This is a genomic window from Vibrio sp. V23_P3S9T160 (assembly GCF_963886625.1).
Taxonomy (GTDB): Bacteria; Pseudomonadota; Gammaproteobacteria; order Enterobacterales; family Vibrionaceae; genus Vibrio; species Vibrio anguillarum.
The window spans coordinates 1-24,063 of sequence record NZ_CAWPDB010000088.1 but is presented as its reverse complement, the minus strand read 5'-3'; the positions used below and the strand labels follow the sequence as shown (position 1 = coordinate 24,063).

Annotated in this window: 22 protein-coding genes and 1 pseudogene; 10 read left to right on the top strand and 13 right to left on the bottom strand. The window is 43.3% G+C overall.

The genetic code is table 11. From position 1 onward, the window contains the following. Window positions 1–138 precede the first annotated feature (138 nt). Window positions 139–1,629 carry an EAL domain-containing protein gene (locus tag AACU59_RS04645; RefSeq protein WP_161437641.1) on the top strand — a complete coding sequence of 497 codons (1,491 nt, stop codon included), beginning with the start codon at window positions 139–141 and terminating at the stop codon, window positions 1,627–1,629. Window positions 1,630–1,704: 75 nt separating this feature from the next. Here AACU59_RS04645 and AACU59_RS04640 read toward each other — a convergent pair whose 3' ends face one another. From AACU59_RS04640 to AACU59_RS04630, 3 genes are all read right to left on the bottom strand, one after another. Next, entirely contained in the window at window positions 1,705–2,637 is a 933-nt protein-coding gene (locus AACU59_RS04640; protein ID WP_161437644.1) for a class I SAM-dependent methyltransferase, read from the bottom strand. An 11-nt stretch (window positions 2,638–2,648) separates the two neighbouring features. After that, the gene (locus tag AACU59_RS04635) at window positions 2,649–3,344 is read right to left on the bottom strand and encodes a TIGR01621 family pseudouridine synthase (protein ID WP_094144528.1); all 696 of its coding nucleotides are present in this window, start codon (window positions 3,342–3,344) and stop codon (window positions 2,649–2,651) included. Between the two features lie 123 nt (window positions 3,345–3,467). Continuing rightward, entirely contained in the window at window positions 3,468–4,811 is a 1,344-nt protein-coding gene (locus AACU59_RS04630) for a sodium-dependent transporter (RefSeq protein ID WP_094144529.1), read from the bottom strand. A 336-nt stretch (window positions 4,812–5,147) separates the two neighbouring features. Here AACU59_RS04630 and cls point away from each other — a divergent pair, with 336 nt between their 5' ends. Next, a complete protein-coding gene (gene cls, locus AACU59_RS04625; RefSeq protein ID WP_094144480.1) occupies window positions 5,148–6,602 on the top strand; it encodes a cardiolipin synthase in 1,455 nt (484 codons plus the stop codon). A gap of 78 nt (window positions 6,603–6,680) precedes the next feature. Continuing rightward, window positions 6,681–7,877, top strand: coding sequence for a cystathionine beta-lyase (locus AACU59_RS04620; protein ID WP_094144481.1), 1,197 nt, complete (start codon window positions 6,681–6,683; stop codon window positions 7,875–7,877). Window positions 7,878–7,945: 68 nt separating this feature from the next. Here the strand turns inward: AACU59_RS04620 and AACU59_RS04615 are convergent, their stop codons facing one another. Genes AACU59_RS04615 through pspA form a run of 4 tightly spaced genes read right to left on the bottom strand, consistent with a single transcriptional unit; the run spans window position 7,946 to window position 9,890 of the window. Beyond that, window positions 7,946–8,536 carry a DNA-3-methyladenine glycosylase I gene (locus AACU59_RS04615; RefSeq protein ID WP_013857035.1) on the bottom strand — a complete coding sequence of 197 codons (591 nt, stop codon included), beginning with the start codon at window positions 8,534–8,536 and terminating at the stop codon, window positions 7,946–7,948. Between the two features lie 54 nt (window positions 8,537–8,590). Continuing rightward, a complete protein-coding gene (gene pspC, locus AACU59_RS04610; protein ID WP_013857036.1) occupies window positions 8,591–8,980 on the bottom strand; it encodes an envelope stress response membrane protein PspC in 390 nt (129 codons plus the stop codon). Further along, a complete protein-coding gene (pspB, locus tag AACU59_RS04605; RefSeq protein ID WP_026027627.1) occupies window positions 8,973–9,206 on the bottom strand; it encodes an envelope stress response membrane protein PspB in 234 nt (77 codons plus the stop codon). The genes pspC and pspB overlap by 8 nt, the downstream gene beginning before the upstream one ends. Before the next feature lie 15 nt (window positions 9,207–9,221). Continuing rightward, entirely contained in the window at window positions 9,222–9,890 is a 669-nt protein-coding gene (gene pspA, locus AACU59_RS04600; RefSeq protein WP_026027628.1) for a phage shock protein PspA, read from the bottom strand. Between the two features lie 231 nt (window positions 9,891–10,121). Here pspA and pspF point away from each other — a divergent pair, with 231 nt between their 5' ends. The 6 genes from pspF to AACU59_RS04570 all read left to right on the top strand — a co-directional run bounded on the left by pspF (window position 10,122) and on the right by AACU59_RS04570 (window position 16,461). Beyond that, window positions 10,122–11,129 (top strand): phage shock protein operon transcriptional activator, encoded by a 1,008-nt coding sequence (gene pspF, locus AACU59_RS04595; protein WP_176428493.1) that lies wholly within the window; start codon window positions 10,122–10,124, stop codon window positions 11,127–11,129. A gap of 96 nt (window positions 11,130–11,225) precedes the next feature. Next, window positions 11,226–12,845 (top strand): ABC transporter substrate-binding protein SapA, encoded by a 1,620-nt coding sequence (gene sapA, locus AACU59_RS04590; RefSeq protein ID WP_094144484.1) that lies wholly within the window; start codon window positions 11,226–11,228, stop codon window positions 12,843–12,845. Further along, entirely contained in the window at window positions 12,845–13,807 is a 963-nt protein-coding gene (locus tag AACU59_RS04585; RefSeq protein WP_094144483.1) for an ABC transporter permease, read from the top strand. The genes sapA and AACU59_RS04585 overlap by 1 nt, the downstream gene beginning before the upstream one ends. Beyond that, window positions 13,794–14,681 carry an ABC transporter permease subunit gene (locus tag AACU59_RS04580; RefSeq protein WP_013857042.1) on the top strand — a complete coding sequence of 296 codons (888 nt, stop codon included), beginning with the start codon at window positions 13,794–13,796 and terminating at the stop codon, window positions 14,679–14,681. The genes AACU59_RS04585 and AACU59_RS04580 overlap by 14 nt, the downstream gene beginning before the upstream one ends. Beyond that, window positions 14,681–15,676, top strand: coding sequence for a peptide ABC transporter ATP-binding protein (locus AACU59_RS04575; protein ID WP_010320232.1), 996 nt, complete (start codon window positions 14,681–14,683; stop codon window positions 15,674–15,676). The genes AACU59_RS04580 and AACU59_RS04575 overlap by 1 nt, the downstream gene beginning before the upstream one ends. Further along, entirely contained in the window at window positions 15,673–16,461 is a 789-nt protein-coding gene (locus AACU59_RS04570) for a peptide ABC transporter ATP-binding protein (protein ID WP_013857043.1), read from the top strand. The genes AACU59_RS04575 and AACU59_RS04570 overlap by 4 nt, the downstream gene beginning before the upstream one ends. Window positions 16,462–16,761: 300 nt before the next feature. Here the strand turns inward: AACU59_RS04570 and AACU59_RS04565 are convergent, their stop codons facing one another. Then, window positions 16,762–17,547, bottom strand: coding sequence for an AraC family transcriptional regulator (locus tag AACU59_RS04565; protein ID WP_017043971.1), 786 nt, complete (start codon window positions 17,545–17,547; stop codon window positions 16,762–16,764). A 96-nt stretch (window positions 17,548–17,643) separates the two neighbouring features. On the opposite strand from AACU59_RS04565, the gene AACU59_RS04560 reads away from it, so the two are divergent. Then, window positions 17,644–18,762 (top strand): multidrug effflux MFS transporter, encoded by a 1,119-nt coding sequence (locus tag AACU59_RS04560; RefSeq protein WP_088732291.1) that lies wholly within the window; start codon window positions 17,644–17,646, stop codon window positions 18,760–18,762. An 85-nt stretch (window positions 18,763–18,847) separates the two neighbouring features. Here the strand turns inward: AACU59_RS04560 and AACU59_RS04555 are convergent, their stop codons facing one another. From AACU59_RS04555 to AACU59_RS04535, 5 genes and pseudogenes are all read right to left on the bottom strand, one after another. Continuing rightward, the gene (locus AACU59_RS04555; protein ID WP_094145475.1) at window positions 18,848–19,240 is read right to left on the bottom strand and encodes a DUF2750 domain-containing protein; all 393 of its coding nucleotides are present in this window, start codon (window positions 19,238–19,240) and stop codon (window positions 18,848–18,850) included. 100 nt (window positions 19,241–19,340) lie between these two features. Further along, the gene (locus AACU59_RS04550; RefSeq protein ID WP_094145474.1) at window positions 19,341–20,246 is read right to left on the bottom strand and encodes a manganese-dependent inorganic pyrophosphatase; all 906 of its coding nucleotides are present in this window, start codon (window positions 20,244–20,246) and stop codon (window positions 19,341–19,343) included. A 195-nt stretch (window positions 20,247–20,441) separates the two neighbouring features. Beyond that, a pseudogene (locus AACU59_RS04545) lies at window positions 20,442–21,023 on the bottom strand (glycoside hydrolase family 36 protein); the annotation flags it as partial. Window positions 21,024–21,265: 242 nt separating this feature from the next. Further along, window positions 21,266–21,715 carry a GyrI-like domain-containing protein gene (locus tag AACU59_RS04540; protein ID WP_094145476.1) on the bottom strand — a complete coding sequence of 150 codons (450 nt, stop codon included), beginning with the start codon at window positions 21,713–21,715 and terminating at the stop codon, window positions 21,266–21,268. 89 nt (window positions 21,716–21,804) lie between these two features. Beyond that, a complete protein-coding gene (locus AACU59_RS04535) occupies window positions 21,805–23,439 on the bottom strand; it encodes an aerolysin family beta-barrel pore-forming toxin (RefSeq protein ID WP_094145473.1) in 1,635 nt (544 codons plus the stop codon). Window positions 23,440–24,063 lie beyond the last annotated feature (624 nt).

Here is a 24,063-nt window from a genome sequence, read left to right as displayed (position 1 = left end):
AACTGTGGCTTCAAATCCAGATAATGTAATACATTGGGTAATCGTATAACTCTTCGAAATTCTCATCAATTGAACCAGTGGCATGCTAAACTGCGCACTTACTAACGCAGTGGCATAACGATGCCTAAGGTTGCATTTATGACTTTGACCAGACCCGTTAAAATAGCGATCTTACTCTTTCTGATCCCGACTCTTATTTTTTCGTTAGCCATCCCGATATTAATCAATCCGTTGACACGCTATGTGCTGGAAAGCAAACTCGATACCGTCAATCTTTACTTGGCCAATAGAGCTCAGAGCTTAAATGATATGATTTTAGATCAAGTCGCTCAGATAAATTATGAATGCCAAGCAAGCGATATGTCATTAATTCGTGATTCCAAGTACTACAACCGATTTATCAGAATGATCGCGGTTGTCAACAAAGACGGGCGTAGCTGCTCGACTGTCGGTTTCCCATTACAACTTTCGGATGAGTTGAAAGCCTATGACCTCTCTTCAGGGTTTTACATGTCCACCACTCCCGCACTTTTTAATACGGAAAAAGAGCTACTTATTTATTATCAAAAAGAAGGTAATCGAATTTTTTGGATATTAGACAGTAGCTGGCAAGAAGAGATATTAAAAGGTGATTGTATAAATTGCTTTTTATTGAATTTTCATTATTTATCGCCTAGTTTAAATGGATTGAGAATGAGTCGAGGCAATAAAGAGATTGCTTACCAAGACCACATCACAACCATTAGTTACACCATAAAAGAGTTTGATATTCAAGAAACACTCTCTGCTGGTAAAGAATTCAAGCAATATCTTTACTACCAATTAATACATTGGGGTTATCCCATTGCGCTAGCAATTGGTATCTTATTATCTGTTTTTTATTTAAAGTTCAGAAATTATAGAAACTCAATTCAAGGATTAATTCTTAAAGGCATCAAAGATAAACAATTCATCCCTTACTACCAAGCCATTCTTGATAGCCGAGAAGAGAGAGTTATTGGCTATGAGATCTTAGTTCGTTGGTGCAAAGGCAAAGAGATGGTTCCACCAAATGAGTTCGTTGGTCCGGCGGAAACATCAGGTTTAATCATCCAGATAACGAATCAAATCATAAGAAAAGTAATTGATGATTTAGAACAATTCGACGTGCAACAATGGGTGAGTATCAATATCGTGCCGGCCCACATTGAAAGTGGAGGCTTAGCAGAAACACTAGAAGAACTCAATTGGCCGACCACCAAACAGATTCATTTTGAAATAACAGAAAGAACGCCATTTATTAATATTGAAAATGCAGGTAGGGCACTATCTCATCTTATGGCAAAAGGCTATAAGTTCAAAATTGATGATTTTGGTACAGGCTACGGTGGTTACTCATATATACAAAATCTTGGTATTTCTTGTATTAAAATAGACAAGATGTTTATTGATACGATTGGAACTGACGACTTAAAAATAAAGGTACTCAATTCTATTATTCTCTCAGCGCAAGAAGCTAATATTGAAATTATTGCTGAAGGCGTTGAACGCGGAGACCAAGTTGATTATCTTGCTACTCGTGCTGTGTATCTTATCCAAGGATTCATCTATTCTAAACCCTCACCGATTGAACATATTTTGCAAAATTAATAATTCCTGAAGTCGGGAGAAATCACACCATAACCAACTTTATTATGGCGTGATCTTACCTAGTCTCCATTCTACTTAGGAGAAAATCAGTGCTTTCAGGCTGGCTTGCGGATCAATATCTTCAAACTCTGGTGGGTTTTCTAGGCGAGCTTGAAAAGTAAGTGATGGCGCTTCCACCTTCATCCCTTCGATTAAAAAGTCGCAGGTTACGGCTGGTGAATTAACGCATGCAAGCACTTCGCCGCCTTGTTCTAACAACTCTGGTAAACGGCGTAAGATACGTTGATAATCTTTAGTCAGCGCAAAGCTGCCTTTTTGAAACGAAGGAGGATCAATAATAATCAGATCATATGGCCCTGATTTTTTGATTTTTCCCCAAGACTTGAAAATATCATGTCCAAGAAACTTCACTGAATTGAGATTGTGGCCATTTAATTGATGGTTTTCACGGCCTTTAGCCAGTGATGCTTTGGCCATATCGACATTCACAACTTGGTCAGCACCACCAGCAATAGCCGCTACTGAAAAACCGCAAGTATAGGCAAATAGATTCAGTAAATTTTTATGTTTAGCGTGAGATGAAACCCACTCACGGCCGTAGCGCATATCCAAAAACAGACCAAAATTCTGGTTACGCCCAATGCTCAATTGGTACTTTAAGCCATTTTCGACCACCACAGGGAAAGGCTCTAATTCTCCCCATACTGTTTCTGAAGGCGCGCCATCGGCATATCGATGCTGAAGTAAAACACAACGACCTTGCTTTTCTAGCCATAACGGACGGGTTGTTAGGTGCGACAAACCCGCTTTTAACTCCGCGAGAAAGTCCTCTTCGACACTTTTAAATAAGTTGACGACCAACTGCCCTTGCAACCAGTCACAAGTGAGCTGTTCTAGACCTGGCCACTGACGACCTCGACCATGAAATAAGCGGCGAATTTCACCGGTATTACAAGAGAGCTGCTGCTCAATATGGGTAAAAAAGTGAGGAAGCGCTGAGCGTTGCATTGTTTGTTCTGTCATTTGTTTACTTTCGGCCAAACTAGATTCCAAGGTGTTAACCAAGATTCAATCCTTTGGCTAACAATGTCTGAGTTCCATTTCTGCCCCATCGCTACTTGATTGCGTGGGTCGCAGATAAATTGATACCACAGATCCTGATAGCAAAAACGTAACGCAAAAGCGTGTAGATAGCCTCTATCAGAATCATCATGAGAATGATAAATCGGGTCACCGACAATCGCAGAGCCGAGTGATTTCAAAGCGACCCTAATTTGGTGGGTTTTTCCGGTAAAAGGTTTACATAAAAAGAGACGTTCACCCGGCTCAGCAGAGCAGGAAAAAAACTGCGTTACGGCAGGGTTATTTTGCGTCGCCACTAACTTCCAGGACGAACGTCGAGAGCGTTCCATATCACCGCTTATCAAGCCCTGTTTCTTTTTCGGCTTTTTACTGCCAATGGCAAGATAGAATTTCTCGACTTCCCTTGCTGCAAAGTTTTTAGACAACTCACTGGCCGCAGCTTGGTGGCGGGCAAGCAATAAAATACCAGACGTCATTTTATCCAACCGATGAACTAAGTAGAGCTGACCATCACCTGAAACCTTACCCACTTCTTGCAGCAGCATCGTATCCCCGTCATCTTTGTGCACAGAAACATTGGGATGCTTGTTAATGATGAGAAAATCGTTGTGAGTATAAATAATATCAAACATGTGAATCACTAACTGCAGAATAGGCGGCTGAGTATAACGTTAAACAACCCAGATACCAATAAATGCACGGCTCAACGCCGTAGGATGATAAAAAGGCTCTCGGATGAGAGCCTTAGGAATGGGTTAAATTAATGAATAAGCAAACACCATTAAAATTGCCACAGGACAGACAAAACGCACATACCATGGCCAAATTTTCCAGAATAGGCTTTGTGCAATGTCTGGGTTACCTTGTTTGATCTCATCAAGCAATTTATTACGATGCCAAACCCAACCCACCACAATAGCCCAAACCACACCTAATAAAGGTTGCATATAGACGGTCGAGACGTTAGCCACTAGGTTAAATAACGCCCCAAAGTTAAGGGAAATGATGATGCTCAGCAGCGCAATGGCTCCACCGATCATCCATGTTGCTTGGCTACGAGTCATTTTTAGTTCATCTTGCGCGCAAGATACTGGTACTTCTAGCATAGAAATTGAAGAAGTTAGCGCTGCGATAACCATCAAAATAAAGAAACCAAAACCGAGCAACACCCCTGCACTGCCCATATTATCAAACATCGCAGGCAGCACGGTGAAGACTAAATCGCCCGAACTCATCAAGTTGCCTGCATCATCAAAAATTTCGACACCATGATTTTTAGCCACAAACATTGCTGGGAGAATCAAAAGGCCAGCGGCAAACGCCACTCCTGTATCAATCGCCGCGACTTGCGCCGCTGTTTTTGGCAAATTAACATCTTTCTTAAGATATGAGCCATAAACGATCATCGCTCCAACGCCTAAAGAGAGGGAGAAGAAAGCTTGCCCCATTGCGTCTACTAATAAACTGGGAGTGATGTGCGCAATATCAGGGATCAAATACATCTTCAATCCTTCCATTGCCCCATCTTGGGTAAAGATATAAGCAATCATGGCGCCGAATAGAATAAAAAGCACTGGCATCAAACGGGTAGACCATTTTTCAATGCCGTCCGCGACACCTTTTCGCACAACATAAATAGTGAGCAAAGAAAATGCGAGAGCCAGTAAAACATTGCGTAAGCCGCTAAAACTCACTAACCAATCGGCCGCCGTCTGTAAACCCAACAGGCCTAATATAGGGGATGCCGCAAAACCCATAAGCCATCCGGCAAGAATGGAGTAAAAACTGAGGATCATCGATGAGGCAATCATCGCGATAATGCCAAACAGTGCCGCCGCCGCACGATTTTTGGTCCAGATACTTCTTAAAGAAGCGATGGGGTTAGATTGTCCATGTCGCCCGATCGTCAATTCCGCAACCAGCATTGGAAACGCCAGCAAGAATACCATTGCCAAATAAATCACTAAAAATGCCGCGCCACCATTACTTGCCGCTTTGGTCGGAAAACCCCACACATTCCCTAGGCCAACCGCAGAACCTGCAGCCGCCATAATAAAACCAAGTCTCGATGAGAAATGACCTCTTGAACTACTTGCCATAAACTATTTACCAATGTTGTGTTTGTTAGGCAGTGCTAAAAGTGAGTGTAAACTTTTAATTACACAAGTTATAATTTTTAGTCGCACTGAGATGGTGGCAAGTAAAACAGTTTGAGATTAAAATTGGAAGTCCGAACGATATAAATTATGGATTAGACCGTAGTTTTATAGTTCAATTGTTGCTTTTTTATCCTCAGATCATTTTTTTAAACTGCTATGATCACTTTAGTAACACGATTCATCTGTTACTATTTTCATATTATTCACGCGATAAACTTCCTTACTTTTCCCTTTCCCTTTACTATCGTGACTTATTCTATCGACAAGATTAATGGCATGGACAAGGTTTACCACGTTCTTACTTTAGCAGGCATCGCACTCTATTGGTTTTTGGTCGCCGCAGTCACGCTACGCGTTGTATTGAAACGCCGAGCGGTGAGTGTTTCTCTGGCTTGGCTGATGGTGATTTATATCATTCCGATTGTGGGAGTGATCTGCTACTTTCTTTTTGGTGAGCTAAATTTAGGGCGCAAGCGTGCAGAGCGTGCGAAGGAAATGTTTGCTCCATTTGGTGATTGGTTTAGACAGCTTAACGATTGCCAAGCTCATGCCCCTGAGGGAATGGGTGCTCAAATTTATAAAATTGATGAACTGTGTAACCACCGTATGGGGATTCCGGCCTTAAGTGGTAATACGTTATCACTGCAAACCTCCCCTAACGAAATTCTGCATTCCATCATTGCCGACATTGAACAAGCTCACACCAGCATTCAAATGGTATTTTATATTTGGCACCCAGGTGGATTGGCGGATTCGGTTGCTTCCGCGTTGATCCAAGCGGCTAAACGTGATGTGCATGTGAAATTACTGCTTGATTCCGCAGGCAGCCCACGCTTCTTCAAAAGTCACTGGTACAAAATGATGAAAGACGCAGGAATTGAAGTCGTCCAAGCGTTAGAAGTGAGCCCGTGGCGGATGTTCTTACGCCGCTTAGATCTACGTCAACATCGTAAAATCATTGTTATCGACGATAAAATTGCCTACACAGGCTCGATGAATTTGGTTGACCCAGCCTATTTCAAGCAAAACTCCGGTGTGGGTCAATGGGTCGATATTATGGTTCGTATTACCGGGCCTGCGGTCAATGTGCTGTCCGCAGTACATTGCTGGGACTGGGAGGTGGAAACAGGAACACGCATGTTGCCAGCACAACCAGAATGTACTATCGCTCCAGATCAGCCCCATCATCCAGTACAGGTTGTCCCCTCAGGCCCCGGTATGCCAGAAAACTTAATCTCCCAAGTGTTAACACTGGCGATTAATCAGTCAAACCAATCCGTTAGGATCACTACCCCTTACTTTGTGCCTAGTGCAGACCTATTAGCAACGCTAAAAATGACCGCTCAGCGCGGTATCAATGTTGAGATCATTATTCCACATAAAAATGACTCATTGATGGTCAAATGGGCCTCTCGCGCCTTTTATGGTGAGTTGCTCGAAGCCGGTGTGAAAATATACGAATTCTACGGTGGCTTGCTGCACACTAAATCCGTCGTGATCGATAACCAATTCTGTCTTGTCGGTACAGTGAATATCGATATGCGCAGCCTATGGCTCAATTTTGAAGTCACGCTCGCGATTGAAGACCAATCTTTCACTCAGGAAATGAACTGGCTACAGCAACACTATATAGAACAATCTCACTTGGTTGAGCTACCAATATGGGAGCAACGCCCGTTGTATCATAGGTTTTTTGAACGATTGTTCTATCTGTTTAACCCTCTGCTATAAACTTTTTATCTGACTGGGGTTGCCAAGCTAGGCAACTCCATGTTTTAAATAACGAACTCTCCCAGACAAGGATTTCGGATGTCAGAAGGTAAAAAAACACAGTTGGTCAATGCGGGTCGTAGTAAAAAGTGGACCAATGGCGTTGTCAACCCACCTATTCAGCGCGCCTCTACCGTTGTATTTGATAGTGTGGCTGAGAAAAATCATGCCACTGTCAATCGGGCTAATAAAACACTCTTTTATGGACGCCGTGGTACTCATACGCACTTTGCGTTCCAAGAAGCAATGGTGGAAATTGAAGGTGGCGTCGGTTGCGCGCTTTTCCCTTGCGGTGCGGCCGCCATTGCCAATAGTATTCTTTCCTTTGTGCAAACGGGTGACCATATTCTGATGGTCGACACTTGCTATGAACCTACTCGTGATTTTTGTGAAAAAATCATGAAGAAAATGGGCATAGAAACGACCTACTACCCACCGACCATAGGTGAAGGGATCCGTGCTTTGCTCCAACCCAATACCAAAGTGTTGTTCACTGAATCGCCCGGTTCGATCACGATGGAAGTGCAAGATATCCCAACCTTAGCGCGGGTTGCACATGAGCATGACATCATTGTCATGCTGGATAACACTTGGGCGGCGGGTGTGAACTTTTCACCTTTTGAACATGGTGTTGATATTTCGATCCAAGCGGCGACAAAATACATTGTTGGCCACTCAGACGTGATGTTAGGAACAGCGATTGCCAATGAAAAATGCTGGGATCAATTACGAGAACAAAGCTATTTGATGGGACAATGTGTCTCACCTGATGACGCTTATTTAGGGCTACGAGGGCTAAGAACGTTAGATGTTCGCTTACGTCAACATGCTCAAAATAGCTTAGCCATTGCACACTGGTTAGCAGACCAACCTGAAGTGGATCACGTTCGCCATCCTGCGTTAGAGACTTGTCCTGGACATGAGTTTTATCAGCGTGATTTCACTGGTGGTAACGGGCTGTTTTCATTTGTATTAAAGAGCAGTGATACAAAAGCTACGACGGCTTTGCTCGATGGCATGCAACATTTTAGTATGGGCTTTTCATGGGGTGGATTTGAAAGCTTGATTTTAGCTAATGAACCCAAAAGCTTTGATAATTTAAGAACCGTCGCACACCCGCACTTTGCAGGTACACTGATTCGAGTACATATTGGTCTTGAAGATGTAGACGATCTGATCGCTGATCTAAAAGCGGGATTAGAACGCTACAGTGCACAGCTTGCTCTGCGTGCATAATATGAGCGGAAGACCAAAAGGCCGCTGAATCTTCAGCGGCCTTTTGCATATTAGGTTACCCTGAAAAATTAACGCTTGGGGCAATCAGCCAAATGATCGTTCACCATACCCACCGCCTGCATAAAAGCATAACAAATCGTTTCGCCAATAAACTTGAAGCCTTTTTTCTTTAGAAATTGGCTCATCGCCTTAGACGTGGGCGTCGATGTAGGGATATCACTCATCTGCTGCCAATGATTGAGCACTGGTTGACCATCCACAAACTGCCACAATGCTTTGGATAAAGAGCCATACTCTTGCTGCAACAATAAAGCCGCTCGTGCATTGGAATAGACAGAGGCAATTTTGCCTTTGTGCTTCACCACATCGAAATGCTCGATAATGTAAGGTGCCCGCGTTTCGTCGTACTGAGCCAGTTTTTCAAGATCATAACCGTCAAAGGCTAAGCGATAACCTTCGCGCTTTTTCAAAATCGTAATCCAGCTCAGCCCAGCTTGCGCACCTTCTAACGTCAAAAATTCGAACAACTTGACATCATCGTAAACGGGAATGCCCCACTCATTATCGTGATAATCGCGCTCTAAAGGGTGATTCATCGCCCATGCACAAGTCATTTCTGTATGATGCTTCATTTTTTGTTTCCTTACCCTTACCTTCATTTGCGGTGTCAGTTGAACAATGACACTGCAAATCTACGTGCCTAGCTTTGCTTTTTAAAGCTGATTAAACTCACGATTGACTTTAAATGCTTCAGAGGTGACATAAGCCTCCATTTTACGGATTTTCTGATCCACTCGAGTTAAATCTTGATCCAATGTCGCCAGCAAAGCTTCGGCGGTTTGTCCTTGCTCCCAAGGCTTATTCTTCAATGTATGTTCGCGTTGGGCTTTTAGCGTTTCAACATACTGAGTAGGCTGCTTTTCTAACATCAGCATCAAAGCCATATAAGCTAAAAGCACTAAAAAACCACCACCGAGTAGTGCAGCCGAGATGACCAATATACGCACCAACCAAACTTCTAACCCAAGATAATTAGCAAGCCCAGCGCATACGCCAGCTATTTTGCCATTGACCGGATCTTTATAGAGTTCTCGGCTAGCCATGATTTTGCCTCCAAGTCGGTGATTCAGCATCTAAGATGCGTTCAAGGGTTTCAACACGGCTTTGCAGTTTTTCCGCTTTTTCAGATAACGCTTTAATCCGCTCTAAATCCTCTTGTGACAATGAGTTGCTGCTATGTCGTTTACCTCTGTAATGCAGAAAAAGCCATATCGGTGCAACAAAAATCAAAAAGACAATCAGTGGACCTGCGATAAAAAATGATGACATATATGCCACTCCTCGTTATTGGTTTTTGTCCATTTGTTGTTTCAGTTTTGCTAGCTCTTGTTCAATTTCATCTTGCGCTTGAAGTTCAGCAAATTCTTGGTCGAGTGACTTAGCGTTACCGGACATAGCGTAGAGATCGGCTTCAGCTTCAAGTTCATCGACTTTACGCGAGTACTGCTCAAACTTCGCCATCGCTTCATCAGTACGGCTAGTATGCAAATGACGTTGCACATCACGACGGTTGTGCGCAGTTTGGCTACGAAGTGCCAAAGCTTGTTGCTTCACCCGTGTTTCGGCAATTTTGGCCTCTAACTTACCGATTTCCCCAGTCAATTTATCGATAGTTTCTTCTACCAAGGTTTGTTCAGTGTGCAAGCCTTTCTGCATTTCTTGCAATTTCTTTTTTTCAATTAAAGCTGCGCGAGCGAGATCTTCACGCTGTTTAGCAAGCGCCAAGGTCGCTTTCTGTTGCCAATCTTCAATATGAGAGGCCATAGAATCCACTTTACGCGCGAGCTCTTTCTTATCCGCAATAGCTTTGGCCGAATTGGTGCGTACTTCCACCAAGGTGTCTTCCATCTCTTGGATGATTAAGCGGATCATCTTTTCAGGATCTTCCGCTTTATCTAACAGTGCACTGATATTCGAGTTTACGATATCGGCAAAACGAGAAAAAATACCCATGTTCAATCTCCTGATTAGTTGTTCATGACGATGTAGTTATTGGTGAGCCATTTTGAATCGCTCAAAACGTTTAAGACGAGAAGAGATAACCAAGTTTCATGCCATATATAAATTCATTGATAATCAATAAATTAGACAATATCTCATAGAATGAGATTACTGTGCTATGATGATTTTCGCCAAGAGTTGGTGAATTTAACCACCCTTTCAATCACAGTGTGGAGAGTGAACATGCAACAAAACTTACTGGGTGAAGCGCCTCAATTTTTATCGGTACTGGATAAAGTCTCTAAGCTTGCACCGATTGATAGGCCAGTATTAATTATTGGCGAGCGAGGAACGGGCAAAGAGTTAATCGCTCAGCGCTTGCACTATCTTTCCAAACGTTGGGACCAACCACTGGTTTCGTTAAACTGTTCAACCTTGAGTGAAGGGTTAATTGACTCTGAGCTCTTTGGTCATGAATCAGGCTCGTTTACCGGAGCCAAAGGACGTCACCAAGGACGATTTGAACGGGCAGAAGGTGGAACTCTTTTTTTGGACGAGCTCGCCACCGCGCCGCTTGCTGTGCAAGAGAAACTACTTCGAGTGATTGAATATGGACATTACGAACGTGTCGGCGGTAGCCAACGGCTTAATGCGAATGTCCGTATCGTCTGTGCAACCAATGCTAATCTTCCACAATTAGCTGAAATTGGAAAGTTTCGAGCTGACTTACTCGACCGACTGGCCTTTGATGTGATCCAGCTTCCACCGCTAAGAGAGCGAAAAGAAGATATTATGCCACTTGCTGAGTATTGCGCGATTAAGATGTGCCGTGAACTGAACTTAGCGCTCTTTGTCGGGTTTAGTACAGAAGCGGCAGAGCAGCTTCAACACTACTTGTGGCCGGGAAATGTGCGTGAACTTAAAAATGTCGTGGAGCGGGCTGTCTATCAACACGGAACGGCCTCTCATCCCATTGAAAACTTGGTTTTTAACCCTTTTGCTAATGAGTGGCACAAACCAGATGACCTTACTGGCAATCTCTCCACAGATCGCCATACTTACACCACTGGCTTTGAATTTCCGATGGATTACAAAATGTGGCAGGAGGATCAGGACAGACAACTACTGAGTGCCGCGCTCAATGCCAGTAAGTTTAATCAAAGACAAGCTGCAGAATTACTCGGCTTGAGCTACCACCAATTGAGAGGTATGGTGAGAAAATATCAACTCGTCGGCAGCAATGATGATTAACCCTAGGTTTAGATCAACAAAAAATGGTAGATTATCAGGATTTTGAGGCATAATGATTAGCTTTGTTTGCCCTACTTCTCACAGTTATTTCTCTTTATGAAAACATTGATACGATTCGCACTAGGAATATGCAGCTTTAGCCTACTGATAGGCTGTAGCGAACAAATTGACCATAGTAAAATTCGCCAGAGCGGATTCGTATATTGTGGTCACGGCAATCCCACCACTTTTAACCCACAATTGGTTGAGAGCGGCATTACGTCTGAAGCTCTCAGCCCACAGATTTACGACACGCTGTTGCAATTGGATTCAGAAACCTTACAACCGATACCAAGTCTGGCCACGAGTTGGACAGTGAATCCACAGGGTACAGAGTATACATTCAAGCTAAACGATGGAGTTCAATTTCAATCAACCGCTTGGTTTACACCGACTCGCGCTCTTAATGCCGATGATGTGGTCTTCAGCTTTCGTCGAATCATTGACCCAACCAACCCGTTTCATTACGTTAATAGTGGCGTCTACCCATGGTTTGCGGGTATTGATTTCAAAAACTTGCTGATCGATGTTCACGCTCTGGATGATCTCACGGTTAAATTTACCCTTAGTCGTCCCGACAACTCTTTTTTATCCAATATCGCCACCAGTCACGCTGTCATACTCTCTTATGAGTATGCTAATCAATTAGTGATTGAAGATGAAAAAAGCATGATCGACAGTCATCCTGTTGGCTCAGGACCTTTTTATCTAGACGAATTTAAAGTGAATGACCTTATCCGCCTCCGTCGTCATGGTGCTTATTGGAATGGCGTGGCGAAGATGGAGCAAGTCGTATTCGATGTGTCAAACAGAGGGACTGGTACACTCGCCAAACTACTACGCTATGAGTGTGACGTACTTAGCTCGCCGATTTCAAGCCAGATCCCGATCATCAAACAGCAAGCAGAAATCAAACTGAATGCCAAACCAGCAATGAACGTCTCGTTTATTGCTGTAAACACATCTCATCCTGCACTCAGTGATGTTCGCGTGCGTAAAGCGCTTAATTTCGCGATCAACCGCCAAAATATTTTGGACTCGGTCTATTACGGTACAGGGAGTATTGCTTATAACCTACTGCCGCCGTCATCTTGGGCTTACCAAAAAGACAACGTTCACATTCGCTATGATCGTAATTACGCGATCGCATTACTTAAAGAGGCCGGCTATTACGCCAATTTGGAATTGACGATGTCAGTCCCTTCAGAGCCTCATGCCTATAACCCAAGTCCACGTAAAACTGCTGAGCTAATTAATGCGAACTTGGCTGACATTGGTATTACATTGCATATCATCACCCAAGACCGTCTCGATCGCTCAAATTTGATCCAGCACGCTAACGCTGATCTGATTTTAACCGGTTGGAATGGCGATACCGCAGACCCAGATAACTTTTTGCGTCCACTGCTTTCTTGTAATTCCGAGCGTTCGGGGCTCAATGCCTCGATGTGGTGTAATAGTGATTTCGATTTTCTACTCGATTTGGCTTTGGAAGTAGATAAGCCGCGCTATCGCCTCAACTTATACAAACAGGCGCAAAATATTTTAAACGAAGAGTTCCCGGTTATCCCACTGGCACACGGAATGCAATTTAAAGCATACAATAAGACGCTAACAGGCTTTAAACTCAGTCCGTTTAATGTACAGCCATTCAATACGGTTGAGAGGATCGAATAGTGTTTTTATATACGGTACGCAGGCTCAACTTATTTATTATCACGTTACTCATTTTGACTATGGTCGGGTTTGCTCTGTTGCGCTTAGATCCCCTGTCGCCTCTAATGGACCATGGTTTCTGGTCAGGTTGGTCAACCTATTTAGGGCAACTACTGCAACTCAATTTTGGCGTCAATCACAGTGGTGTCCCGATTGTGGACGAACTGGCGATGGTCTTTCCAGCAACGCTGGAGTTATGCCTCATCGCATTTACTCTCTCTTTGTTAATTGGTCTCCCTATTGGTACGCTCGCAGGAATGAAGCAAGGTAAATGGATTGATACCGTCATCTCCTTCACGTCAATGTCCGGCTATTCAGCCCCGCTATTTTGGGTGGCTCTACTGATGATCATGGTCTTTTCTCTTCACTATGAATGGCTTCCCGTGTCAGGGCGTTATGATCTACTCTATCAAGTAGAACACGTAACTGGTTTTGCGTTAATCGATGCTTTTTTCGCTGAAGGCACCTACCGTGCCCATGCTTTGCAAAGTGTTATTGAACATATGATTTTGCCCTGTTTGGTGCTGGCTCTAGCACCGACGACGCAAGTGGTAAGCCTGATGCGCTCTTCGGTAGCCGATGTGATGGCTCAAAACTATATACGCGCCGCTCGAATTAAGGGCTTAAGTCACTACGAAATTGTGACTGCTCATGTGCTGAGAAATGCAATTCCACCGATTATTCCTAAATTCGGGGTTCAGCTATCAAGTATGTTAACGTTGGCAATTATTACTGAGTCCATCTTCAACTGGCCAGGAATTGGCCGTTGGCTGCTCGATGCCTTATCTAACCAAGATTATGTCTCCATTCAAGCCGGCGTGATCGTAGTTGGTACGCTCGTTCTCACAGCAAACATTCTGTCTGATTTGATTGGCGCTATGGTTAACCCGCTGGTAAGAAAGGAATGGTATGCTAACAAATAACATTTATCAGGAAGAGCATATTCCGACTCAGTTTGAGCGGTTTTGGCGCAGCTATCGCAATAACAGTTTGGCAATGTTTGGCTTGTGGTGCTTAGGACTCATTGTGTTGATTACCCTCACCTCTCCTTGGATAGCCCCTCATGATCCGCAGTTGCAAACGAGCAACCTGTTAATACCGCCTTCTTGGGATCCTGCAGGTACTGTCGAATTTTTCTTAGGTACCGACGATTTAGGCCGAGATATCTTGTCACGGTTGATTGATGGTACCCAATACACCTTCGCTGCCGCTATTTTAATCACCGCTATCGCGGCTGTGATCGGCTGTTTTATCGGTATCATGGCAGGCATGACCAAAGGATTATTGTCCAGTACATTGAACCACTTACTCGACACGGTCATGTCGATTCCATCATTGCTGCTTGCCATTATTTTTGTGGCACTGCTCGGTTTTGGCGAGTTCAATATTTTGCTTGCGATTGGTTTGGCACTCATCCCTCGCTTTGTTCGTTCGGTGTATATCGCCGTACACAACGAAGTAGAAAAAGACTATATCCTCGCCGCACGTTTAGATGGTGCCAATGACTTTTATCTGTTGTGGAACTCCATTTTACCCAATGTACTTGCTGTCATCGCCAACGAAATAACACTCGCGTTATCCATTGCCATCTTAGACATCACCGCTTTGGGCTTTCTTGGTTTGGGTGCTCAAGCACCAAGCACCGAATGGGGCACCATCTTAGGTGATTCAGTTGAGCTGATTTACCTCGCACCGTGGACAGTCACTCTCCCCGGTTTAGCGATTATGTTTACGGTGATCATCATCAACTTAGTCGGTGAAGGTGTACGACAAGCTCTGAATGCAGGGGTGGAATAATGCCATTATTAGATATTCGCCATCTCACCATCGAAATTGATACGCCACAAGGCATGGTAAAAGCAGTCGATCGCATGAGCTTAACCATGAACGAAGGCGAAATTCGCGGGTTGGTGGGAGAATCCGGATCAGGAAAAAGCTTGGTGGCTAAAGCCATCGTAGGAATATGCAAAGATAATTGGACCATCACCGCCGACCGCATGCGCTTAGGTAACATTGATCTACTTCAGCTGACGCCGCGCGAACGCCGGCGAGTGATTGCCCGCGACATCGCGATGATTTTTCAAGAACCGTCAACCTGCTTAGACCCTTCAGATGAAGTGGGAAAACAGTTGATTGAATCTATCCCATCGCGCACATTTGAAGGCAAATGGTGGCAGCGTTTTACATGGCGTAAAAAACAAGCCATTGCCCTTTTACATAAAGTAGGAATCAAAGAGCACGCTCGCATCATGAGTAGCTACCCCTATGAGCTAACTGATGGTGAATGCCAAAAGGTAATGATTGCGATGGCTATCGCAACTAAACCAAAAATTTTGATTGCTGATGAACCAACGAACGATTTGGACCCCATTACCCAATCACAGATATTGCGCCTGCTCAGCCGGATGAATCAGGTCAATAACACCACGATTCTATTGATTGGCCACGACTTAACCACCATTACCCAATGGGCTAACCGTATTACAGTGATGTACTGCGGTCAGTCTGTTGAGTCAGCCGATACCCAGAAAATATTGAGTGAACCCAAACACCCTTATACGGCTGCACTACTGAAAGCGATGCCTGATTTTAGTGATTGGATCCCGCATAAAGAAAAATTGCAATCCTTACCGGGTTCCATTCCACCCTTGCAACATTTACCGATTGGTTGCCGGTTGGGGCCTCGCTGCCCCTATGCTCAGCGCCAATGCGTTGAAATACCGTATCCACAACGTATTAAAAATCATAAGTTTGCCTGTCATTTCCCACTCAATATGGAGCAACAGTCATGAGTGCATCATTATTAGAAGTGAACGGGTTAACTAAAGATTTCATTACTCGTTCAGGTCTGTTTCGCAAGAAAATTCAGCATGCAGTCAAACCGGTCAGCTTCACGTTAGAAGCGGGACAAACCATTGGTTTTATTGGCCAAAATGGTTCTGGTAAATCGACATTGGCACGAATGCTTGCAGGGATGGTTGAACCCTCTGCTGGCGAGATACGCGTTAATGGAGAGTTATTGGAACACAAGGATTACTCCACGCGCTGTAAGCTGATTCGAATGATTTTTCAAGATCCGAACACATCGCTGAACCCAAGAATTCAAATTGGTCGTATTCTAGAAGGGCCGCTCAAAAGAAACACCAATATGCCACCTGAAGCTCGCATGAAGCGCGTGAAAGATACGCTATTGCGCGTTGGGTTATTGCCAGAGCACGCCTACTTCTACCCGCAAATGCTCGCCACCGGGCAAAAACAGCGGATTTGCTTGGCACGAGCACTGATTCTACAACCGTCGATCATTGTGGCTGATGAAGCATTAAACGGGTTAGACATGGCAATGCGATCACAGATGATTAACTTGTTTCTAGAACTGCAAGAAGAGATGGGTGTCTCGTTTGTGTATGTCTCTCAACACCTTGGTATTGTAAAACACATTACTGATAAAATTATGGTGATGCACGAAGGCGAAGTAGTCGAATCGGGTGACACACAAGAAGTATTGTCTAATCCAACTCATCCCATCACTCAAAGAATGATTGAGAGCCACTTCAACAAAGCGCCAAGCTTTAAATAGCCACTCTGTATTTAATATCGGAAGACAATATCGTCGATATTGTACTGTTCCTCCCCCTTTTAGGAGGGGGTGGCCCTCCTAAAAGGGGAGGATTGACAGTGCTCACCCCACCCTAACCCTCCCCTAAAAGGGGAGGGAATTAGTTTCGTTAGCGTTGAGAGTATTTCATTTATGATGATAGATGCGGGTTGCTAAAATAGTTTTACCCTAAACCTTCTTGAGGAAATTGAGTTCCCATTTCAGTAAATCACTATTTGGCTTGTCTTTTCGTAATACCAATAACCTGACTACTTGATTAGTTTAATTCAATCTACTTCTACTGCTTTTCATAAAACTGAGAGGTGTTTGTCCTGTTTGTTTCTTAAAAAAAGCAATAAACGCACTATCAGAAGAAAAGCCTAGCAAATGAGAGACCTCGCTAACTTGTATTTCTTTAGACAGCAACTCAATCGCCTTTAACAAGCGCCATTGCTGCCTCCAGTCTTGATAGGACATTCCTGTTTCTGCTTTGAATAGCCTTGTGATCGTTTTGGTACTTGCACCTATAGAATGTGCGATGGTGGTAAGAGGCGGCACCAAAAAAGATTCTTGCATCACTTGTTGGCAGAATTTTTTAAACCGACGATCTAACGGTAAGGGTAATTGGAAAGAATGACGTTTAGCCGCATAAAATTCCTCCCAAAAAAGAGCCGTCGTTTTTTGCATTTCATTTTCAGGTTTATCCCATGCCCACAATGCCATCTTATCAATGAGTGCCTTTAGCAAAGCATCAACTTCTATCATAATCATGTTATTTGGACATTCAAAAACTGCACAATCGAAGTATAGCGATCGATAAGCTACCACGTTCGTCATCATCGCTCGATGTTGGATGTATGGTGGAATCCAAACTGCTTTTGTCGGTGGTAAAATACAGATTGAGTTATCTAAAGCAAAGCTGATGCATCCTTGAGGCGCATAGAGAAGTTGGCCTTTTTTATGTTGATGCATTCCCGAGTCGTGTTTACCGATGTCGGCTGCTATCCCTACAACGCAAGCTGTTAATTTATCAGCATCGAATTGGGTTTGTTCATCAATAATCGCCATTTGTCCGAATCTTGTTGTTTCTGGTATTAATGTTGTTAATAGATAAAGAATAGCCTCATTTATACTGTGCGCCAAGTTCATTGATGAGGACACAAGATGAATACAAAACCTTCTTTATGGCTGATGGTTGTCATGTTGATGTTTCCGCAAATCGTGGAAACCATTTACAGCCCTGCTTTAGGTTCTATTGCCCAATCATTTTCGGTAAACGACGCCCAAGCAGCTCAAACGCTGTCCGTTTATTTTTTAGCTTTTGCTATTGGTGTTCTTGTTTGGGGAATACTGGCAGACAAATTTGGCAGACGCCCAACCATGATTATTGGCCTATTTATATACGGCTGCGCTTCTTTGGTGGCTATGCAAACTGAAAGCTTTAGCATCATCATGGTCGCACGCGCATTTAGCGCATTGGGAATCGCTGTTGGTTCAGTTGTGACACAGACCATGCTTCGCGATGCGTTCAGTGGCGAAGAGTTAGGCAAGGTCTTTAGCCTAATGGGAATGGGGATATCAATTAGCCCTGTGTTAGGAATGCTACTAGGTGGTCAGCTAACGTCTATTGGTGGTCATCATTGTGTGTTCTTGGCGCTATTTGTTATGGCGATAATGCTATTTTTGTACAACCTGATTAAGCTTCCTGAAACTCAAAAAGAAAGTCAGTCTCTACAACTAGGTAGCTTAAGTCTTCGAATGTTGAAAGATTCGCACATCTGGTTTTCGGCTTTATTGGTTGCGCTATACAACATTGCACTGTTCTCTTATTACCAGCTTGGCGCTTTTACTTTTGAAGCGTTAGGTTTTAGCTCTGCCCAATTTGGTTACAGTGGGGTTGTATTAGGGCTTGGGACGTTACTAGGCAGTTACTTAAACAAAACTCTACTTTCGAAACAAGTGTCGCAACGTTCTCTTTTATGGGTATCCGCTATGCTGTTAACTATTGGTGCTATCGGGGTTTATGCCATGCAGGGCTCTATTTGGTTTTTAGCACCAATGATGTTAGTGGTGATGTCTTTTGGTATTGCGATCCCAAATGTGCTGAGTGTCGCTTTGGTTGACTATAAACAACAATCGGGTAGTGCTGGTGCTCTATTTGGACTTCTGTATTACTTATTGATTGGTGGCGGATTAGCTCTAGTTGGCGAGGTTCAAAACTTAGGTATGGTGCTTATCGTATGTAGTGCAGCCACGGTATTGGTCACAACATCACGCAAGTAATAAGTTACTGATATTTAATTGCAAATCTTTCCCGCACTGTTACTAATTTAGCTAGAAAAAGAGCTTCTATCAGAAGCTCTTTGAGTTAGCGAGTTTTACTGGCTTGCTTTTTCAATTCAAAATCGAACTCGTCGGGAAATAACACAACGCCTTCTTCATTCTCATTGGGGAACACCACCACCGACAGTTCATCTTCTTCTAGGCCCGAAGTCCAACGGCTGTGCCATTTGTTCAAAGAGATCGCTTCCGCTTCACACGCTTGCCACTCGCCTGTTGCCCATGCCTTGGCAAACTCTTGGTTAGGCCACACAGGAACACAATCATCTTCTTCTGTGTTGAGCATGACACAACCGTGCTCATCTTTTAGTATCCAAACTTCACGGTTTGCAACAATGGCTTTAATGCAGTATTTAAAACGTTCTTCTTCATTATAGCGATTGATTGTTTCTATCTGTTCTGTGGTTAATACGTCTGCCATAGCCCGGCTCCATGCGAAAGTTGGGGAATATAAAAACGCCTACAGTGTAGCACTGCAGGCGTTACATTTAGAATCTTAAACAATAAGATGATAAAAAGGATTAAGCCAATTCAGCTTGCAGCCAAGGCCAACCTTGTTTCTTACGGCTTAAGGTATTTTCCATCATCAACATGCCATCTTGTTCGTGTTTAGTCAGTTTTTCAGCCCATTCACCAGTATAAAGAAGACGGGTCTGCGCGGTGGTAATGTCGGTCAACATCACGGCGGCAAACGCAAGGCCTTCCTCTTCGCAGCGACGAACTAGGTCTGCTTGAATGGCGTCAATCATGCCATCGACTTGTTCAAGCGTTGCCAATTCCACTTGACCAACCACCACATCACGGCCGTTGAATGGGTAAGCTTTCAAATCTTTCTCAACAAGTTGAGCGGCAGATAAACCTTCAATGTCTGTTTTCGCAATCAAAAGCGCTTTAATAAAGGCATCAAGGTCTTCAACATCAGCAATTTCAGCCAGTGCCAGCACCGCTTCTTTATCTTTTGGTGTGCACGTTGGAGACGCAAAACCGACCGTGTCAGACAAAATCGCAGACATCATCAATATGGCTAAAGGACGTGTGATTGGCGCATTTTCCATCTTGAATAGGTTGAACAAGATAGTACAGGTACAGCCAACTGGCCAAATCCACGCTTCTAGCGGATTCACTGTCATTACGTCGCCTAGGCGATGATGGTCAACAATACCGAGAATTTCCGCTTGGTTGATGTCATCAGGTGCTTGTGCAAGATCGGTATAGTCCACAAGCCATACTTTTTCGCCCGCGACGCTAGTGCGAAGTTCAGGTTGAACAACACCAGCTGTTGCAAGAATGTGTTGAGTTTCACGGTTAATTTCACCCTGACGAACAGGCGTTGCTTCTAGACCACGTGCTTTAAGTAATTCAGCAGCAACTAATGCACCACAAATGCTATCACTATCTGGGTTTTTATGACCGACAACGAAAATCATCTTTCTTCCTATTTTAATGCTATTTAATGGCCTATCGAAGGTGATAGGCGAGATTGCTCACAAAGGCCGATACTTTACCTGATTTTCAGAATTTGTCATGGCTTGTGGTTAAGAAATTATGGCTAATTTAGCGCAGCATTCTGCTACCCCGAATCATTCAGTTAACCTGAGCACTCTGTTAACAAGGGCACTCCACTAACAAGAGGTAATCACTGCTCGGCTGGTTAAGCCACTTGCCAAGGAGACTTCAAATACTTTGACTGGCTCTGGCGAAAGCTTATCTCCTGTCCAGTAGTCATACCAATCCACTGGCTGGCTCGCTGTTAAGGTATAGTCACACGCCTCACCTTGGTAATTGAATAAGCAGTGCAGATCATTGCGTTCTGTTAACTTTAAAAATAGGTGATTGAGAGCCAATGAAGTTGGCTTAGCCGCATCTTGGTTGTGTTTGCGCCTAATCATTAACTTATTTAGGCTCTGCTTAGCAAAAGAGGTCAATTCTGGGAGTGGATCACCTGAAAGCAACAAGCCACCACACGCAAGCAATACATTGCGATGAAATTCATAGCTGATGCGATCGGTCGATTGATTCGCAAGCGACGTCAGTGTTGCGCAATCAGGATCAATTTGCCATAACTTGCGGTGCTGCCAACTGCGATAAAAAGTCTCTTTAGCGATTTGTTCAAAGCGCTGTGGCGAACGCTCGACATCGTCCGAAACACGCATGGCATCTACTAAACCCAGTGACGGCCACATCGGCGCGTTACATCCAAGTAACAAAACGCCAGCATGTTTGCTGGCGTTTCGTTGAGCTAATGACGGAATTACGCCACTTCGATTGGTCCACCGAATGACGTCACTGGTGGTACTTTACCAGTAAAAATTCCGATTTGAATAATATCTCTTTATCTTATCCAATGCAGTTACTGCCGATTAGACGTCAAAACGGTTGCGAAGCAGCAAGTAGTGATCGGAAATGGCCGAGTAATGTGTATAATCCTTCACTGTTTAATTTGTAATTATTTTATTGCGATATAAATTTCAACTTCCGAAGCGTTTTTATAAAATTCAAAGTCTGTGGTAAAAGCTCTGTCGTGTCTGCAGCCTTGCGAACTGAAATAAGCCCAAATTTCAGCCCATAATTGATACACAACTTGAGGAAACTGCCCCACTGCATTAAAGACAAGATATTTAGATGAAGCGATATGTGTATCTACCGAGCCAGGCAACATACTCATCGATAAAGTATCCGCGCAAGCAATAACATCAAACGCTCCCGTATGATCCGATTCATAGTTTGTATATACACCGAACACTTTCGAAGATTCAGTGAGTTTAGGAGCCGCTTGTGTATAAAACTTCTCCCATAATTTGCTGATTTTAGCCTTAGACGGGCTCGTTTCATCTTGATTAGTGGTACGAACACAAAACCCGATTGCATTAAAACTGTTAACATGGTTAATCGTCATCATTGAAATCTTCCTTATTACTGGTTGAAGCGATGAGGTTAACAACTACCGATAACCTCATCGCGGACTATACAAATTATCATTGTAATCTAGTTAGCGGGAACATCATCAGCTAAACGCACCGTGGCTTGGACGTTGTTAAAACCGTACGATTCCAACTGCTGCTCAATCGCACGTTCCGTTTCCGAATAATCGGCAGGTGCTGATGATACCGCGGAACGCGACATTGCACTCATCGCACGTGTATTACCGGATAATGGCTTCTGATCCATCAACTCAATTTTGCCTGCAAACGATTCTTCATAGATTATTACACCTTTGATCATACTGTGCTTAGGTTGCTCGACTTTACCAAGTCGGTTGAGCAAGGTCTCTTGGCCATACATACGGCTCATCTTATTCCAATCCCAAAGCGTGTTAATTCCTGGAATGTCACGGTGGTCATACAAATAGTCCAGGCTTTTCTCCCGATGTTTATCCATGCGACCAATCAAGAAACTATGCTGTAAATGCCGACGGTGTGATTCTGCACTAAGCATAGGGTTGGTAAAAGAACGAATCGGGCCATCAAACTCTAACTCGTAAGACATGTCGACATTAGCCCTATATGGAAAAGTCATGTCCGCCCTATAGAGCTCTAACACGGCCAAACCAGAACTTCTTGGTTCTAAAACTGGTCGGCCTTGAACTGTCACTCTTGTGCTTTCTGAACCTCCTACCACGTCAGACCAACTTGCTGTATTGTCCATGCTAGTTTCTGCTGTAAATGAAAAACTCATTGTAGTTGTCACTTTACCACCAGCGATCCCAGGAAATCCTACACTACCTTCAGATGACACCGAAAAGCCCATAGTGGTACCAATTTTAAATCCAACAGAAGTGCTCGATGAGCTAGTATGGCTCCATGATTTGTTAGCGTCATAAGCGAGATCAACAACAAAAGTTTGCGGGCTATTCGTTCGGTTCTCTAAAGGCACAACAAGACTGCCGATTTGCTGCTTACCACTTGTTACTACCGGTCCATCCAATACAAAACTATCACTATCAATTAAGTATTCGATATTTTTCACAGTTATGCTGGTCTTATCACAGCTGTTTGGCTGGCAGTAACCTTCTTCATTCCCCTTTATGCGGTATTCACCCGGACCAAGGCGGGTAACGGTCATGTCCTCGCCAATATTTTTAGCTGAATTACCCCACAAGTTGTGAAAACCAAGTGAATAGCCAAGCAACGCGGCTGGTTTGATGAAATTATCGCGATCATTAAATACAAGCCACTCGATTTTGTCTTCAGACCCTTGTTCAACAATAAGTGGAGGAAATTGAGGGAAAAGATGATCCTGAATAACTGAGGTAGTCTCTGTCGATTCAGGATAACAAACGGTATTATTACTCGACTCATCTTTTGTAAAACGCTCACCAGGGCCTTTAAAACCACGCCCCTTAATAATCCAATTATTGCTGAGGGATGCAGTTTCCCAACGACCCAGTTTTTTAAGTGTCGCTTGACGTACATCGGCACTCCTTAGCTCTTTCCTGGTAAGCGCTCTATAACCTGCCTCGCAAATTCCCATACCAATATCACGGAAAATCACAATATTAGCTGGGTCCACAATATCGCTATCGCTGTTATTTTTTAGCGAGGAGCACTCCACTGCATAAGCATATGAACCAAACAATACTGCAGTAAGTGTTGATACTTTAAATAACTTATATATTCTCATAAAATCACCTTGTTTAATTAGTAGTATATTTCAATAAACCATACCTCTTGCTTTCTTTATTTTGCCACCCTCCCTTGTAGATAAATAATCATTACACATACAAACCATTAAATTGGTCATTCAAACAGTATCAATACATTTCCTTTAATACTTAACCACTTAATGATAATTGAGTCAGCAAATCTAAAATCTCAATATTTAAACAATAAATCAACACCAATAAAATAAATAAAAATAAACCTTCAGAAAACACAATACAAATAATAACTTAACCAAAGGAAAATAAACCAACAAACGTATTGGTTTATTTTTATTAACATACCTAATGCATTAAAATAGTGAAACTACACCACCCCACGCGAGTAACATCGGGCTGTGCGGTAATAATTATTATGATGATTCGGAAGTTAAGCATCACTAAAATTTCCAGTTCAGAAATATTTAATCACAAAGAAACAAGATGAGCGCTGGTAATAAAACCGTTACGATATTACTTAGCGGCAATCTATAAATGAAAATAAATTTGAACACAAATGAGCGTCGAGCAATATAAGAATGCGTAAATATATGTGACAAAAAATAAAAAATACAGCAACCGACTGTTTTATATGATTTATTTTAATT

What these genes read in the sequence shown, in the direction of transcription:
- AACU59_RS04645 (WP_161437641.1), top strand. Translation starts at nt 139, where the DNA reads ATGACTTTGACCAGACCCGTTAAAATAGCGATCTTACTCTTTCTGATC.
- AACU59_RS04570 (WP_013857043.1), top strand. Translation starts at nt 15,673, where the DNA reads ATGAGTGCATCATTATTAGAAGTGAACGGGTTAACTAAAGATTTCATT.
- pspA (WP_026027628.1), bottom strand. Translation starts at nt 9,890, where the DNA reads ATGGGTATTTTTTCTCGTTTTGCCGATATCGTAAACTCGAATATCAGT.
- AACU59_RS04620 (WP_094144481.1), top strand. Translation starts at nt 6,681, where the DNA reads ATGTCAGAAGGTAAAAAAACACAGTTGGTCAATGCGGGTCGTAGTAAA.
- AACU59_RS04540 (WP_094145476.1), bottom strand. Translation starts at nt 21,715, where the DNA reads ATGACGATTAACCATGTTAACAGTTTTAATGCAATCGGGTTTTGTGTT.
- AACU59_RS04575 (WP_010320232.1), top strand. Translation starts at nt 14,681, where the DNA reads ATGCCATTATTAGATATTCGCCATCTCACCATCGAAATTGATACGCCA.
- AACU59_RS04550 (WP_094145474.1), bottom strand. Translation starts at nt 20,246, where the DNA reads ATGATTTTCGTTGTCGGTCATAAAAACCCAGATAGTGATAGCATTTGT.
- AACU59_RS04535 (WP_094145473.1), bottom strand. Translation starts at nt 23,439, where the DNA reads ATGAGAATATATAAGTTATTTAAAGTATCAACACTTACTGCAGTATTG.
- pspC (WP_013857036.1), bottom strand. Translation starts at nt 8,980, where the DNA reads ATGGCTAGCCGAGAACTCTATAAAGATCCGGTCAATGGCAAAATAGCT.
- AACU59_RS04635 (WP_094144528.1), bottom strand. Translation starts at nt 3,344, where the DNA reads ATGTTTGATATTATTTATACTCACAACGATTTTCTCATCATTAACAAG.
- cls (WP_094144480.1), top strand. Translation starts at nt 5,148, where the DNA reads ATGGACAAGGTTTACCACGTTCTTACTTTAGCAGGCATCGCACTCTAT.
- AACU59_RS04560 (WP_088732291.1), top strand. Translation starts at nt 17,644, where the DNA reads ATGAATACAAAACCTTCTTTATGGCTGATGGTTGTCATGTTGATGTTT.
- AACU59_RS04555 (WP_094145475.1), bottom strand. Translation starts at nt 19,240, where the DNA reads ATGGCAGACGTATTAACCACAGAACAGATAGAAACAATCAATCGCTAT.
- pspF (WP_176428493.1), top strand. Translation starts at nt 10,122, where the DNA reads ATGCAACAAAACTTACTGGGTGAAGCGCCTCAATTTTTATCGGTACTG.
- AACU59_RS04580 (WP_013857042.1), top strand. Translation starts at nt 13,794, where the DNA reads ATGCTAACAAATAACATTTATCAGGAAGAGCATATTCCGACTCAGTTT.
- AACU59_RS04640 (WP_161437644.1), bottom strand. Translation starts at nt 2,637, where the DNA reads ATGCAACGCTCAGCGCTTCCTCACTTTTTTACCCATATTGAGCAGCAG.
- AACU59_RS04630 (WP_094144529.1), bottom strand. Translation starts at nt 4,811, where the DNA reads ATGGCAAGTAGTTCAAGAGGTCATTTCTCATCGAGACTTGGTTTTATT.
- AACU59_RS04565 (WP_017043971.1), bottom strand. Translation starts at nt 17,547, where the DNA reads ATGGCGATTATTGATGAACAAACCCAATTCGATGCTGATAAATTAACA.
- pspB (WP_026027627.1), bottom strand. Translation starts at nt 9,206, where the DNA reads ATGTCATCATTTTTTATCGCAGGTCCACTGATTGTCTTTTTGATTTTT.
- sapA (WP_094144484.1), top strand. Translation starts at nt 11,226, where the DNA reads ATGAAAACATTGATACGATTCGCACTAGGAATATGCAGCTTTAGCCTA.
- AACU59_RS04615 (WP_013857035.1), bottom strand. Translation starts at nt 8,536, where the DNA reads ATGAAGGTAAGGGTAAGGAAACAAAAAATGAAGCATCATACAGAAATG.